Here is a 12987-nt window from a genome sequence, read left to right as displayed (position 1 = left end):
GTCGGGCTCGGGCCGCACCGCCGCCCGAACGAGGGGTAGCACGTCTTGCCCCGTTAGGCTGGGGGCGGCACGCTCGATGGATCTTCGACGTGCTCACGCTGATGAGCTGAGCTCGACGGAAATTAGGCCGAAATGAAGCAGAACGTATCCGAACTCCCGCGCATCCGCGCGATGATCCGCAGCGACGGCACGGGGGACCTCACCATCGATGGCGTGAGCCAGCACATCGTCGCCGCCGACGAGGCCGGCGTTCGCGAGGAGATCATCAACCGGGTCACGGATGCCGCCCTCAAGGTCGGCCGTCCGGTGCGCCTGACCGCCGAGGACGAGCAGGGCCAGTCGCCACTGATCGTGCACCCTGACGGGGACGTGGAATCCGACGGCGCCTTCATCCCGAAGCCCGCGGCCGCCGCCGCCCGCTCGTTCGGGGTCACCAACCCGCCTGCTCCCGCGGCCGATCCGGCCGATCCGGCCGAGCCGACCGGGACCATGGTGATCGACGTGGTTGCCTCGCCGGAACCGTACCGTGCCGACATGGCGAACGCCACGCCCCACGCCGACATCGAGGCCCTGTTCCTCGAGGCCGACACCCTCGGTGCGAGTGACGGGTTCCCGACGGATGCTGACGCGACGGATACTGACGCGACGGACGCTCACGAGACCGACGCCGACGCGCCCGACCGCGACCTGACCGGCTCCGAGCCGGCGCCCCTGGATGCTGTCGTGCTCGAGGCCTCCCAGGCGGACTTCGTGCCGGCCCGACCGGCCGACCCGTTCGAATCCGTCATGGTCCAGCCGTTCGAGAACCTCATGTTCGATCCGTCGACCGACCTGGATTCGGACCTCAAGGACTCGGACCTCGACTCAGACCTCGACTCAGACCTCGACCTCGGCTCCGAGGCCGACGCGCACAGCGTTCCCCGCTCTGCCTCGGCCTTCATCGGGCTGGTGCCGGCTGCCCCGGCTGCCCCGGCTTCCTCGAATGGCGTCTCCGGCGACGAGGCGGGCCCCAATCTCTCCGATTTCATGAACTCCCGTCCGGCGATGGTGGCCGGCCCGGCGATTCTGGGCTGGCAGGGAACGGTTCGCCGCCTGACCGGCGGCGTGGTGTCCCCGGCTCCGGGAGGCGCGGAGATGGCGCACCGCGCCGCCGTGGCCTCGGTGCAGCGCCGGCTGGTCGGTCCGCGCACCATCGTCGTGCTCAACCCCAAGGGCGGCGCGCACAAGACGACGGCCACTCTCCTGATCGCGGCGACCTTCGGCATCCATCGCGGTGGGTACACGCTCGCCTGGGACAACAACGAGACCATGGGCACACTCGGTGTGCGGGCACAGACCGCTTCGCACACCAACACCGCCGTCGACCTGCTGCGCGACCTGGACAACTTCGCCTATTCGAGCTCCGCCCGCGTCGGCGACCTCGACAACTACGTGCGCAACCAGGGCGATGCCCGGTTCGACGCCCTCGCCTCCGACCTCGATCCGGCCGGAGCGGCCAGCATCGACGACGTGGCCTTCGGCAAACTGCACGCTGCCCTGAGCCGGTTCTACCGCGTGCTCATCATCGACACCGGCAACAACATGCGGGCCTCCAACTGGGAAGCGGCCGTCGAAACGGCCGACCAGCTCGTCGTCGTCTCGACGATCCGCGAGGACACCGCCTACGGGGCGGCCGCCCTGCTGGACGGGCTGCGACAGAAGGGCCACGCCGACAAGGTCGCGCAGGCGGTCACCATCCTCGCGTCGCCGGCCAAGACGGCGGACCACCAGTTGTCCAAACGGCTGCACGACCACTTCAGCCAGCTGACCCGCGCGGTGGTCGACGTTCCCTATGACGCCGCCCTCGTCGCCGGCGGATCGCTCAACATCGACGCTCTCGACCCTCGCACCAGGGAGGCGTGGCTCCTCGCCACCGCGGCGATCGCCGAGGGCCTCTGACCCGGGGACTCAGCCGGTACAGATGTCGTTCCGGCATACTGGCGAAGGCCCGGCGTTGGGCGGCTGTTCCAACCCGCCTCAATCCAGCCACACCAGGCTTTGACGAATAGAAAGATCAGCGTGCGTAAACTTCCTGCCCTCATCTCCGTTGCCACCGTCGCCGTTCTCGCGCTCGCGGGCTGCAGCGCCTCTCCCTCGACCGACAAGGCGGCCGGCGCGTCGTCGATCTCCTGCACCGATTCCGGGAAGGTCTCGGATTCCGTCAAGGTCGCCGGGAAGGCCAACGCGGAACCCACGGTGAAATTCTCGAAGCCGTTGAGCACGAAGACCACCGAACGCAGCGTCATCACCGAGGGCAAGGGTGGCGCCGTGAAGACCGGCGACGTCGTCGAACTCGCTTTCGCGGTCTACAACGCGACCACGGGCGAGAAGATGAACGCCGGCGGCTACGGTGACGCCGCCGGCGCCTCCATCACCCTCGACGAGAAGTCGGGCGTCTTTCCGGCCATCATCAAGGGCGTGGCCTGCTCCAACTACGGAGCGCGTGTCGCCGTCGTTTCGCCGCCGGCTGACGCCTTCGGCGGTGCCGGAAACGCGGACCTCAAGGTCGGCGCCAAGGACAACATCATCTTCGTCATCGACGTCAAGGGCCAGATCCCGACCCGCGCCAGCGGCAAGGACCAGAAGCCCCAGGACGGCTTCCCGACCGTGGCGCTGGCCAAGGACGGCGCCCCGACCGTGACCATCCCCAAGGCCGACGCCCCAGCCGACCTGAAGACCGAGGTGCTGAAGAAGGGCGACGGCCGCAAGGTCGCGGAGGGGGCGACCGTGACCGTGCAGTACTCGGGCGTCGTCTGGTCCAGCGGCAAGGTGTTCGACCAGTCCTGGGGCAAGGGCGGACCGACCCCGATGTCACTGAGCAGCGTCGTTCCCGGGTTCGCCCAGGGCCTCGTCGGCCAGACGGTCGGTTCCCAGGTCGTCATCATCATCCCGCCGGCGCTCGGCTACGGTGATGCGGGACAGACCCAGGCCGGGATCACGGGCACCGACACGCTCGTGTTCGTCGTCGATATCCTCGCCGCGGGCAAGGCGTAGGCCCCGCGGGTTTCTCCGACTCGGGCCTTCTCGAACTCAGGCCTTCTCGAACCGGCCGGTCTTCTCGGTCAGCCGGATCCGGTAGATCACGGCGTGCGGGGATGACCCCGCGGCGGCGTGGTCCGGGGGCAGCACGGATGTCCCGGGACCCGGCTTCGGCCGGGGCCCGGGCCCCGGTTTGGGCACCGATTTCGGCTCCGGTGCCGGGCCCGGCAGAACGGTGCCGTCCGGGCCCAGGTGCGGCTCGGCGGTGACGCTCGTGACCAGCGGCGCGAACCGGGTCAGCAGCACCCGCATCCCGGCCGCGGCATCCTCACCGGTCAATTCCTCATAGCTGCCCCAGCCGATCACGCTGCGCCAGTTCGCGAGATCGTCGACCTCCTCGACCTCGAAGCAGACCGACGGGTTCGCCCGCATCATCTGCACCTTGCTTCCGGATGCGCTGTGGCCGTACACGGCGTCACCGTCGTAGGCGTAGGAGATCGGCACGATATAGGTGCAGCCCTCGGCGTGGCAGCCGATTCGGCCGACCACGGCCTGGCGCAGCACAGCGTCGATCTCAGGCTCGTTCAGTTCACCCAGCATGCGGCCAGTGTGGCCCCGCGCCGGGCACCTCGCCAGTGGCTGCGGCCGCGGAGTGGCCGTCACGCACGGCGCCGTGTCAGGATCGAGGCATGAAACGCACCGTGGCCGCGCACCTCTCGCTCGAGGCCCTGGCGCCCGCACGCCTCGTGTTGTCCATCGCCGTGGCGGGCGGCCCGACCGCATCGCGGGAATCAGTCGGCGCGGCCGGTGCGGCCGGTGCGGCCGACGCTGCCGGTGCCGCTGCCGACCGGGTCGAGCTCCTCAGTGTCATGCAGGGTGGCGCCGAGGTGCCGGTTCGGGAGGTCACCGACGAGCACGGCACCCGCCTGCATCTGGCCGAGGTGGCAGCGGGCCCCGTCGAGGTGGATTACCACGCTGACCTGGCCGGCCCGGCGCATCCGTCGCCAGGGGCCGACATCGACCTGGTGCGGTACCTGCGGCCGAGCCGCTACTGCGAGTCCGACAGCCTCGGTCCCACCGCCCACGCCGAATTCGCCGGGCTCGAGGGGGCCGACCTGCTGCACGGGGTGACGTCGTGGGTCGGGCAGAAGCTCAGCTACGTGCCCGGGGCCAGACTGCCGACCGATGGCGCCGTGCGCACCCTGCTGGCCCGCCGGGGCGTCTGCCGGGACTACGCCCACCTGGTCGTGGCGCTGCTGCGGGCGCGCGACGTGCCCGCTCGGCTGGTCTCCGTCTACGCGCCCGGGTTGGCGCCAATGGACTTCCGCGCCGTGGCCGAGGCCTTCGTCGACGACGCCTGGCAGGTGGTCGACGCGACCCTGCTGGCGCCCCGGCAGTCGCTGGTGCGGATCGCGACGGGCCGCGACGCCGCAGACACGGCGTTTCTCACCACCATCGGCGGCGGGGTGCTCCTGCACTCGATGGCGGTGTCGGCCGTGGTCGACGAGCTGCCGAGGGACGACCTGACGGAACTCGTGCGGCTGCGCTAGTCGTACCCGCCTTCGGGCCGCTGCCGCTGCCGCCAGACCATCGTCGCGGAACGAATTCGACGGAGATTTTGCCGGAATCGGGCCCAAACCGGCCGGAAACGTGGTTTTAACTCAAAATCTCCGTCGAATTGGTTAGTGCTTGCCCGCTCGGGACCGCTGGTCCTGGCCGACGGCGGCGATGCGGTCGATGATCCAGGAGGCCAGGGTCGCCGTGATCACACCGACCAGCGTGACGCCGCCGAGCATCAGCCCCACCGTGATGAGCCTTCCGACACCGGTGACGGGAAAGTAGTCTCCGTAGCCCATCGTCGACACGGTGACGAACGCCCACCAGACGGAATCGCCGATGGTGGTGATGTTCGCGCGGGGCGAGGCCCGCTCCGCGTCGAGCACCGCCAGCGCGCCCATGCAGATCAGCAGGCTGGACGCCCCGACCAGGTAGAGGCCGACCCGGGACCGAACGGCCGAGCCCGGGGTTTTCTGGAACACCGGCAGCATCGTGACCAGTCTGAGCAGGCGAAGCGGCCGGAGGACCGGCAGGAAGACCACCAGCAGGTCGAACAGATGGGTGATGAACCAGCGTCCGCGCTGCGGCGCCAGATAGAGGTTGACCAGGTAGTCGGCCAGGAACACCAGCCAGGCGAGCACCAGAATGGCGAACGTGAGCGTGTACCGGGGGCCGTCGAGGTCGGCCAGCACGCGCCAACTGTAGCTGAGCAGGAAGAGCACGGATGCGGCGAGCAGCGGCCACTGCACGAGCCTGTCCCAGCGCGCCTGATCCATGAGCACACCATAGTCACGGGGGTGCCGGTGCGCGCGGGCGGCGACCGCCGTCGCATCCGTTTATTGCCCGGATCGGTCATTGTCGAAGCCGGTGCGGGTGGTTAAAATGTTGAGTCTGTGGTTCACCGCGTTTCCACCTCGTGTGTCGCCCCCGACCAGGCAGGGATCAACCGAATGACCATCATCGAGGCCACTGGCCTGACCAAGACCTACCGTTCCAAGTCCGGGCCCGTGCGGGCGCTCGCCGGACTGGACCTGTCCGTGCCCCGCGGCAGCGTGAAGGCGCTGCTGGGGCCCAACGGCGCCGGCAAGACCACGGTCGTGAAGATGCTGACCACCCTGATTCGACCGGATGCCGGCACCGCCTTTGTCGACGGCATCGACGTGGCCGCCGACCCGAAGTCCGTGCGGCGCATCATCGGCGTCTCGGGCCAGTACGCGGCCGTCGACGAGAACCTGACTGGTTTCGAGAACCTCGAAATGGTCGGCCGGCTCTATCACCTCGGCGGTACCGCGTCCCGGCGTCGCGCCCAGGAACTGATCGACCTGTTCGAACTCACCGCGGCCGGGAACCGCCCGGTCAAGGGGTTCTCCGGCGGCATGCGCCGGCGGATCGACCTGGCCGGCGCGCTGGTGATCAACCCGAAGGTGCTGTTCCTCGACGAGCCGACCACCGGGCTCGACCCGCGCAGCCGGATCGCGCTCTGGGCTGTGATCAAGCGTCTGGTCGCCGACGGCACCACGGTTCTGCTGACCACCCAGTACCTCGAAGAGGCCGATCAGCTCGCCGACGACATCGTCGTGATCGATGACGGCCGGGTGATCGCCGAAGGGACCTCGGACCAGCTCAAGGCCCAGATCGGCGGGCACCGGCTCGAGCTGGCCCTGGTCGAGGGTGACGATGGCCCCGCGGCCCGGGAGATCCTGGCCCGGTACGGCGCGGGTGTGCCGACGTCGACCAGCGACGGCCGCGGACTCGAGGTCGCGGTGATCGACGGGCCCCACGCGCTGAAGCATGTCCTGTCCGAACTGGGCGCCGCCAACATCCGTCTGCACGACGCCGGGATGCGCCGGCCCACCCTCGACGACGTGTTCCTGAAGCTCACCGGGCACAAGGCCGACCGGGCCGCCGACGCGGCGGAGGACGGCGAATTGGAGAAGTCGAAATGAGCGCCGCCGGCAGCCTGGCGGCCTGGAACCCGCTCGCCCTCTGGTACTCCGACGGCTGGACGGTGACCAAGCGCAACCTGATCAAGATCAAGCGGTCCCCGGACGTGCTCGTCTTCGCGGTGATCCAGCCGATCATGTTCGTGCTGCTGTTCAGCCAGGTCTACGGCGGCGCGATCTCCGTGCAGGGCACCGACTACGTGCAGTTCCTGATGGCCGGCATCTTCGCGCAGACCGTCGTGTTCGGGTCGACCTTCTCCGGCTCCGCGATGGCGCAGGACCTCAAGGAGGGAATCATCGACAGGTTCCGCAGCCTGCCGATGAGCTCGTCCGCCGTGCTGATCGGACGCACCAACGGCGACCTGCTGCTGAACACGATCTCGATGGTGATCATGATGGCCACCGGGCTCTTCGTCGGTTGGCGGGTGAATTCGTCCCCGGCGGAGTTCTTCGCCGGGGTCGGGCTGCTGCTGCTGTTCAGCTACTCCTTCAGCTGGGTGATGGCGCTGCTCGGCATGAGCGTGAAGTCACCGGAGGTGATCAACAACGCGTCCTTCCTGATCCTGTTCCCCCTGACCTTCGTCTCGGTCGCCTTCGTCCCCAGCGATACCCTGCCCGACCCGCTGCGCATCTTCGCCGAGTGGAACCCGGTGTCCGCGCTCGTGCAGGCGGCCCGGGAGCTGTTCGGCAACGAGGGCACCGCCCCGGTTCCCGACATCTGGACCCTGCAGAACCCGATCACCACGGTCCTGATCGGGGTCACGGTCATGCTGGTCGTTTTCGTGCCGCTGTGCATCCGCAAGTTCGCCTCGATCAGCTCCCGCTGATGCCGCATCCGGCCGACATCCGGCCGCCCTCGATGACTGGAGTCCTGACATGAGTATTGGAATCGTGCACGCGTTCGGCGGATTCGCCGTTCCCGAGCTGGCGGCCGCACGCCGCTTCTACGGTGAGACGCTCGGGCTCGAGGTGACGGATGACGCCATGGGCCCGCTGCGCCTGCGCCTGCCCGGCGGGGCCGAGGTGATCGTCTACCCGAAGCCGGACCACGTGCCGGCCGTCTTCACCATCCTCAACTTCGTGGTGGAGGACATCGACGCCGCGGTGGCCGAGCTCACGGCCCGGGGAGTCGCATTCGAACGCTACGAGGGGATGGACCAGGACGCGGCGGGCGTCTCCCGGAACGGGGACCCGAAGGTCGCCTGGTTCACCGACCCGGCCGGCAACATCCTCTCGGTGTTGCAGAACGCGGCGCCGCAGAACGCGGCGCCGCAGGATGCCGCAGCGTCGGGTGGGACCGCAGAATGAGCGGCGAAGTGCCGTTTCGCACCGACCGCCGCACCGGACAGCTGCGCTCGCCCCGCAACACCGCGCCGGCCGGGGCGGGCCCGTGGGACGTGAAACGCGTGCTGAAGCCGTTCTACGCCCCCGCGAATCGCGACTGGGAGCTGATCGAGGTGCCCGCGCAGCGCTTCATCGCGGCCGACGGCAGCGGCGACCCGGCCACCGCGCCCGCCTATGCCGAGGCCGTCGAGGCGCTCTACGCGGTCGCCTACGCGATCAAGTTCGCCGGCCGTCGCACCCTCGGCCAGGACCTGGTCGTGGCACCGCTCGAGGGCCTCTGGTACGCCGACGACGCATCCGTCTTCACGGCCGGCGAGAAGGCGAGATGGCAGTGGACCATGCTGATCAGCCAGCCGGACTGGGTGACGGATGCCTTCATCGCCGACGCCATCGCGGTGGTCCGGGCGAAGAAGAAGCTGCCCGCCCTTGCGAGCGTGCGGGTGGAGGCCCTCGACGAAGGCCTGTGCGCGCAGCTGCTGCATCTCGGGTCCTACGCCGATGAGGCGCCCACGCTCGCCGGCCTGCACGGGGAGTTCCTGGCCGAGCACGGGCTGCGGATGAACGGCCGGCACCACGAGCTCTACCTCGGCGACCCGCGCCGAACCGAGCCCGCCAAGCTCCGGACCGTACTCAGGCAGCCGGTCGCCCCGGTGTGACACGGCTAGTCCGGCAGGCGCCCCAGCTCCGCCTGGATCAGGAGGGCGAGTTCGCGCAGCAGGACGATGTCGATGTCGGCGGCGGGCCGGGGCTCCGGGTCGAACACGCTGAGCACGCCGATCCGCTCGCCGGTGTCTGCCTCGATCGGGAACCCGGCGTAGAAGCGGGTCTGCGGGGCGCCCGTCACGAGGGGATGGTCGCGAAACCTCTCCTCCGCCTGAGCGTCGGGCACGACCGTCGCTCCGGGCTCGCTCACCGCGATGGCCGTGATCGACCCTGCCAGCGGAAAGACCCGCGGGGCCCGGCCGATGTTCGTCTTGTCCCAGAGCCGGTCGCCGTCGATGAAGGTGAGCGCGGCCGATGCGGTGCCGTACGATCTCTTCGCGATGGCCACGATCCGGTCGAGCCTGGCGTCCGGGTCTCCTTCCAGAATGCCGAGCCGGTCGATCGCGCGACCCGGATCGGGTGAGCGCTGCTCGGCGTCACGGGCCTTCGAACGGCCGTTGCCGGACGTGTCGACCTCGAGGTGTTCGGCGTCGAGGGATGGCCCCATCCGTGCGGCGAGGAGTTCGGCCCACCGGCTGTAATGCGCCGCAGTACGCACCCGCCCGGGCGTCACGGCCAGGTTGGCCGTCATCGGCACGAAGTGGGCCTGGGGGCGTTGGGAGCAGACCCAGGCACTGATGTCGTTCTGGGACCGGGCATTCTTCTCAGCCACGGCGCCGAGGGGGGAATCGAAGGCGGCTATCGACCGGATCGGCTGCACGCCGAGCACGAAGATCCTCGTCGTGAGCGAGGATTCCAGTTCGATCCGGTCCAGCAGCGCCGTCAATTCCCGCTGCCACACCCGCGCGGGAATCAGGCTGACGGCGTCGCTCGTGCCCAGGCTCACGACGATGGCGTCGTACCGCCAGAGCCCCAGCCCGTCGAGTTCGGCCCGGGCCGTTCGGATGGTGACGTGCGGGTTCGGGACCACATCGACATCCGTACCCCGGCCGGTGCGGGCGGACAGGGCTCGCGCGAGCGACCCGGGCAGGGCGACGTCGTGACTGAGCACCCCCCAGCCGACTGCGGGGCCGCTGCCGAAGATCAGGATGCGATCGCTGTTGATTCCGGGGGAGTGGGCGCGCTGGCCATCCGTCGGACGCGGGATGCCCGCGTAGTCGCGAGTCGTGGCCGCGGACCACGCACGCATGAGCGGGACCAACACCCACCGGATGAGTTCGGGCACTCGTGCTCCTTGGCCTGAAATGGGTCTTCAGCCTGCACTGAGGGCAGATGGCTGAGCCTATCTCAGGTGTGTGGTTTGCGGTGACCTGGTTTGGCCGCGGTCGGCGGTTCCGTGCTTGGGGTCGTGCGGGTCAGCGGCCGCCGCGGCGCTTGCCGGCCCGGGGGCTCGGCGTGTTGCGGGTGCGCCCGGTCACGCTGGTGGCCTTCTTGGTGACGGGCTTGGCCTTCGCGGCGGCCACCCGCACGGCCTTCGCGGCCGCCTTGGCCTTGTCGGTCTTCTTTTCCTTCCGCACCTTTTCGGCGCCGGCCGGCACGGTGTCGACCCTCGAGCTGTCCCGGGTGCGGCCGCGCACGATGCCGATGAACTCCTCAACGTCTTCGGTGGTCTCCCGGGTCAGCCAGGCCAGGGACACCTGGCTCTCCGAGACGTCCTCGACCGGGCGGGACACGACATCCTTGCGGCTGTGCAGTCGCGCCAGCGAATGGGGCAGGATGACGATGCCGACGCCCGCAGCGACCTGCTCCATGGTGTCGTCCAGGTCGCGCATCTTCGGCAGGGGGCGGCGGGTGCCGTCGCGCACCTCGGTGGCGACATCGCGCCATTCGGGCACGGCGTCCGGGTCCTGGAGCAGGTGATCGTCGGCGAGGTCGGCCACGACGACGCTGTCGGCGTCGGCGATGAAATGGTCTTTCGCCGCGACGACCACGGGGATCTCACGGTAGAGGGCGATCAGGCTCAGGTCGGTTTCGTCGACGGGCAGGCGCACCAGGCTCACCTGGGCCCGGCCGTCGCGCAGCACCGCATCCTGTTCGGACGGGTCGGTGCGGAAGACCTCAAGGGGCTGGTCGGGCCTGCGATCGGCCCAGATCCGGGTCCATTTGGTGGGGGTCACACCGGCGGTGAAGGCAATGGAAAAGGTCACCGGCATCCTCATACTTTCTGGCTCTCGTATCGTGTCTTCCGCCGGAACGACAGGCTCTTACGGCTATACGGGTCTTCTCAGGCTATACGCTTGACTGATGACCGAGAAGAAGACCCAGACCATGAAGCCCTCCACGGCGGCCCAGAAGCTCGGGATTCTGCTCGAAGCAGCACCCGAGGATTTCCAGGCCGCACCCATCTCGCGCACCGAGCTGGCCGCGCTGGAGGCGAACCCGCCCGCCTGGTTGCTGGACCTGCGCGCCAACGGCCCGCACCCCAAGCAGGTCGTCGCCGCCAAGCTGGGCGTGTCGATCTCCGGCCTCGTCCGCGGCGACGTGACCGAGCCGCTCACGAGCGCCGAGATCCTGGCCCTGCTGCAGCAGCCGCCGACCTGGCTGGTCACCGAGCGGGCCACCCAGTTCGAGGTGCGCGAAGAACAGATCCGCGTCAAGGACCGCGACGCCGAGCGCGCACGCAAGATCGCGCACGTCGCCCGCCAGGCGGCCCAGAACGAGAAGGCCGGCCGCGGCCGCTAGCCCGCTCGGCCCGGCCCCTGTCGGCCCGGCCTGTTCTGATCGGCGCGCCGTCTAACCAATTCGACGGAGATTTTCGCGCTGCGAACCGTTTTTCGCCCGTTTGAGCCCTTTTTGGCCAAAATCTCCGTCGAATTCGTTCGGGCGAACGGATGCCGCGGTCCCGGCGCGTCTAGGCGGCCGGCGCGGCGTACTGTGCGCGCAGGAACGTGACGATCTCGCCGAGCTCGGCCTCGGAGATGGAGTGTTCGAGGCCCTCATAGATGCGCTCGGTGAGCGTCGAGTGGCCGGGCAGCCAGGCCTGCGTGCGGTCGATCGCATCCTGAGGGATGACCGGGTCCGCCGTGCCGCGACCCCAGAACACCGGCAGGCGGCGTTCGGCGAGGCGTTCGTCGCCCGTATGCGTGCTGCGCCCCACGAAGCCGCTCAATTGCACCGCGAAGTCGAACCGGTCGGGGGCCTGGCGCAGCAGCTGAAGCGCCATCGCGCCGCCCTGCGAGAAACCGAGCAGGCCCACGGATGACGGCTGCTCCGGCAGGGTGTCCAGCCATTCGAGCACTCCGGCGGCCGCCGCCTCCAGGGCGTCGGCGCTCGGCGAGCCGGGGTTGACCTTGGCCCCCGCCGCTCCGATCGGGAACCAGGCCCAGCCCGGTCCGGCCGCCAGCGGGGCGCGCAAAGCGGCGATGACCGGATGCAGCGGCAGGTGCGGGGCGAGGGAGAAGAGGTCTCCCTCATGCGAGCCGTAACCGTGCAGGATGAGCAGCAGCGGTCGCCCGGCCCGGTCGGCAGCTGACGCGGACCACAGCACGGCGTCCGGGTTGATCGGTTCGGCGCGGACCGTGCGGGCATCCCCGGTGGCGCCGGGGCTCTCGGCGTTGGCGGTGTCGTCGTTGCCGGCGCCGGTTCTGTCGCTGCTCTGATCGTACTGGTCCATGGCGGTCCTCCTGCTCGAGGTCGACATCGTGACCGTCGACCAGTCAATCCTTCCATTGCGGTGCGGTTTTCGGCACCGCGATCAGGGCCGCCCGGCGGCATCCGTCGCCCGCGAAGGTCGCTGACGTGTCGGTGTCACGACCCCGGGCGGCCGCAAATCGGCATCCGGTCGCGGCGTAGTACAGAATGGCTTCATGAGCGTGCGCACCCCTGACCCTGATCCGGACTGGACGCCTGGCCCCGAGGACGCTCCGCCGCCGAGCACCAACCAGGGCTGGCTGAGCGACGTCGAGCTGGCCGAGGTGCGTCGTCGGCTGCCGATCCTCTACATCGAGGCCGTGCCCGTGCGGGTCGACGGTCTCGGCCAGGTCGTCGAGGTCGGCGTGCTCCTCCGCGCGCGGTCGACCGGCGAGATGACCCGGATGCTGGTGTCCGGCCGGGTCCTCTACGGCGAGACCCTGCGTGACGCGCTCTTCCGTCACCTCGAGAAGGACCTCGGGCCGATGGCCTTCCCCCAGCTGCCGGTGAGCCCGGTGCCGTTCACGGTCGCCGAATACTTTCCGATGCCGGGCATCACCGCGTTCACGGATGACCGCCAGCACGCGGTCTCGATGGCCTACGTCGTTCCGGTCACCGGCACCTGCGACCCGCGCCAGGACGCCCTCGAACTGACCTGGATGACGCCCCGGGAGGCAGCCTCGGACGCCGTGGCAGCGGAGATGGAGGGCGGTCGCGGCGCCCTGCTGCGGATGGCGCTGGCCTCGGTCGGACAGCTCCGCTAGATCGGGCTGCCGCACCAGCTCGGGCCGGTGTGCCAGAACGGGACGCAGCGCGGGCTTCGGGCTCCCTC

General features: G+C 69.5%; 15 protein-coding genes. 10 read left to right on the top strand and 5 right to left on the bottom strand.

From position 1 onward, the window contains the following. The first annotated feature begins 132 nt into the window (after positions 1-132). Both E3O49_RS08905 and E3O49_RS08900 read left to right on the top strand, forming a co-directional pair. Positions 133-1938 (top strand): MinD/ParA family ATP-binding protein, encoded by a 1806-nt coding sequence (locus tag E3O49_RS08905; protein ID WP_134366796.1) that lies wholly within the window; start codon positions 133-135, stop codon positions 1936-1938. Positions 1939-2058: 120 nt separating this feature from the next. Beyond that, complete coding sequence (locus E3O49_RS08900; protein ID WP_134366795.1) at positions 2059-3033, top strand: FKBP-type peptidyl-prolyl cis-trans isomerase; 975 nt, start codon at positions 2059-2061, stop codon at positions 3031-3033. A 36-nt stretch (positions 3034-3069) separates the two neighbouring features. On the opposite strand, the gene E3O49_RS08895 is transcribed toward E3O49_RS08900, so the two are convergent. Next, a complete protein-coding gene (locus tag E3O49_RS08895; RefSeq protein WP_134366794.1) occupies positions 3070-3618 on the bottom strand; it encodes a pyridoxamine 5'-phosphate oxidase family protein in 549 nt (182 codons plus the stop codon). Between the two features lie 89 nt (positions 3619-3707). Here E3O49_RS08895 and E3O49_RS08890 point away from each other — a divergent pair, with 89 nt between their 5' ends. After that, positions 3708-4568, top strand: a complete 861-nt coding sequence (locus E3O49_RS08890) for a transglutaminase-like domain-containing protein (RefSeq protein ID WP_134366793.1) — start codon at positions 3708-3710, stop codon at positions 4566-4568. A gap of 132 nt (positions 4569-4700) precedes the next feature. On the opposite strand, the gene E3O49_RS08885 is transcribed toward E3O49_RS08890, so the two are convergent. Continuing rightward, positions 4701-5351 (bottom strand): potassium channel family protein, encoded by a 651-nt coding sequence (locus E3O49_RS08885; RefSeq protein WP_134366792.1) that lies wholly within the window; start codon positions 5349-5351, stop codon positions 4701-4703. Positions 5352-5525: 174 nt separating this feature from the next. Between E3O49_RS08885 and E3O49_RS08880 the strand changes: the two genes are divergently transcribed. Genes E3O49_RS08880 through E3O49_RS08865 form a run of 4 tightly spaced genes read left to right on the top strand, consistent with a single transcriptional unit; the run spans position 5526 to position 8518 of the window. Beyond that, positions 5526-6521 (top strand): ATP-binding cassette domain-containing protein, encoded by a 996-nt coding sequence (locus E3O49_RS08880; protein ID WP_134366791.1) that lies wholly within the window; start codon positions 5526-5528, stop codon positions 6519-6521. After that, positions 6518-7345 (top strand): ABC transporter permease, encoded by an 828-nt coding sequence (locus E3O49_RS08875; RefSeq protein WP_134366790.1) that lies wholly within the window; start codon positions 6518-6520, stop codon positions 7343-7345. The genes E3O49_RS08880 and E3O49_RS08875 overlap by 4 nt, the downstream gene beginning before the upstream one ends. A gap of 49 nt (positions 7346-7394) precedes the next feature. Then, a complete protein-coding gene (locus E3O49_RS08870; RefSeq protein ID WP_134366789.1) occupies positions 7395-7826 on the top strand; it encodes a VOC family protein in 432 nt (143 codons plus the stop codon). Next, positions 7823-8518 (top strand): GyrI-like domain-containing protein, encoded by a 696-nt coding sequence (locus tag E3O49_RS08865; protein WP_134366788.1) that lies wholly within the window; start codon positions 7823-7825, stop codon positions 8516-8518. Before E3O49_RS08870 ends, E3O49_RS08865 begins: the two co-directional genes overlap by 4 nt. 5 nt (positions 8519-8523) lie before the next feature. On the opposite strand, the gene E3O49_RS08860 is transcribed toward E3O49_RS08865, so the two are convergent. Together E3O49_RS08860 and E3O49_RS08855 are read right to left on the bottom strand one after the other, a co-directional pair. Next, positions 8524-9750, bottom strand: coding sequence for a GAF domain-containing protein (locus tag E3O49_RS08860; RefSeq protein ID WP_134366787.1), 1227 nt, complete (start codon positions 9748-9750; stop codon positions 8524-8526). A 130-nt stretch (positions 9751-9880) separates the two neighbouring features. Beyond that, the gene (locus E3O49_RS08855; RefSeq protein ID WP_160141070.1) at positions 9881-10672 is read right to left on the bottom strand and encodes a LysR substrate-binding domain-containing protein; all 792 of its coding nucleotides are present in this window, start codon (positions 10670-10672) and stop codon (positions 9881-9883) included. 97 nt (positions 10673-10769) lie between these two features. On the opposite strand from E3O49_RS08855, the gene E3O49_RS08850 reads away from it, so the two are divergent. Then, positions 10770-11207, top strand: a complete 438-nt coding sequence (locus E3O49_RS08850; RefSeq protein WP_134366785.1) for a DUF5997 family protein — start codon at positions 10770-10772, stop codon at positions 11205-11207. Positions 11208-11376: 169 nt separating this feature from the next. Here E3O49_RS08850 and E3O49_RS08845 read toward each other — a convergent pair whose 3' ends face one another. Then, positions 11377-12138 carry an alpha/beta hydrolase gene (locus tag E3O49_RS08845; protein ID WP_134366784.1) on the bottom strand — a complete coding sequence of 254 codons (762 nt, stop codon included), beginning with the start codon at positions 12136-12138 and terminating at the stop codon, positions 11377-11379. On the opposite strand from E3O49_RS08845, the gene E3O49_RS18815 reads away from it, so the two are divergent. Both E3O49_RS18815 and E3O49_RS08840 read left to right on the top strand, forming a co-directional pair. Beyond that, positions 12137-12262 (top strand): hypothetical protein, encoded by a 126-nt coding sequence (locus tag E3O49_RS18815; RefSeq protein WP_255572818.1) that lies wholly within the window; start codon positions 12137-12139, stop codon positions 12260-12262. The two genes, E3O49_RS08845 and E3O49_RS18815, sit on opposite strands and share 2 nt — an antisense overlap. Positions 12263-12331: 69 nt before the next feature. Then, a complete protein-coding gene (locus E3O49_RS08840) occupies positions 12332-12919 on the top strand; it encodes an NUDIX hydrolase family protein (protein WP_134366783.1) in 588 nt (195 codons plus the stop codon). Positions 12920-12987: the final 68 nt, after the last annotated feature.

This window comes from Cryobacterium shii (assembly GCF_004402595.1).
Taxonomy (GTDB): Bacteria; Actinomycetota; Actinomycetes; order Actinomycetales; family Microbacteriaceae; genus Cryobacterium; species Cryobacterium shii.
Note: the sequence above shows the minus strand (reverse complement) of the source record. Positions and strands in the feature narration are given on the sequence as shown.

Bases quoted from the DNA above. Each gene is read 5' to 3' on its own strand.
- E3O49_RS08850 (WP_134366785.1), top strand. From the start codon at position 10,770: ATGACCGAGAAGAAGACCCAGACCATGAAGCCCTCCACGGCGGCCCAG.
- E3O49_RS08905 (WP_134366796.1), top strand. From the start codon at position 133: ATGAAGCAGAACGTATCCGAACTCCCGCGCATCCGCGCGATGATCCGC.
- E3O49_RS08865 (WP_134366788.1), top strand. From the start codon at position 7,823: ATGAGCGGCGAAGTGCCGTTTCGCACCGACCGCCGCACCGGACAGCTG.
- E3O49_RS18815 (WP_255572818.1), top strand. From the start codon at position 12,137: ATGGCGGTCCTCCTGCTCGAGGTCGACATCGTGACCGTCGACCAGTCA.
- E3O49_RS08890 (WP_134366793.1), top strand. From the start codon at position 3,708: ATGAAACGCACCGTGGCCGCGCACCTCTCGCTCGAGGCCCTGGCGCCC.
- E3O49_RS08870 (WP_134366789.1), top strand. From the start codon at position 7,395: ATGAGTATTGGAATCGTGCACGCGTTCGGCGGATTCGCCGTTCCCGAG.
- E3O49_RS08845 (WP_134366784.1), bottom strand. From the start codon at position 12,138: ATGGACCAGTACGATCAGAGCAGCGACAGAACCGGCGCCGGCAACGAC.
- E3O49_RS08880 (WP_134366791.1), top strand. From the start codon at position 5,526: ATGACCATCATCGAGGCCACTGGCCTGACCAAGACCTACCGTTCCAAG.
- E3O49_RS08885 (WP_134366792.1), bottom strand. From the start codon at position 5,351: ATGGATCAGGCGCGCTGGGACAGGCTCGTGCAGTGGCCGCTGCTCGCC.
- E3O49_RS08840 (WP_134366783.1), top strand. From the start codon at position 12,332: ATGAGCGTGCGCACCCCTGACCCTGATCCGGACTGGACGCCTGGCCCC.
- E3O49_RS08875 (WP_134366790.1), top strand. From the start codon at position 6,518: ATGAGCGCCGCCGGCAGCCTGGCGGCCTGGAACCCGCTCGCCCTCTGG.
- E3O49_RS08895 (WP_134366794.1), bottom strand. From the start codon at position 3,618: ATGCTGGGTGAACTGAACGAGCCTGAGATCGACGCTGTGCTGCGCCAG.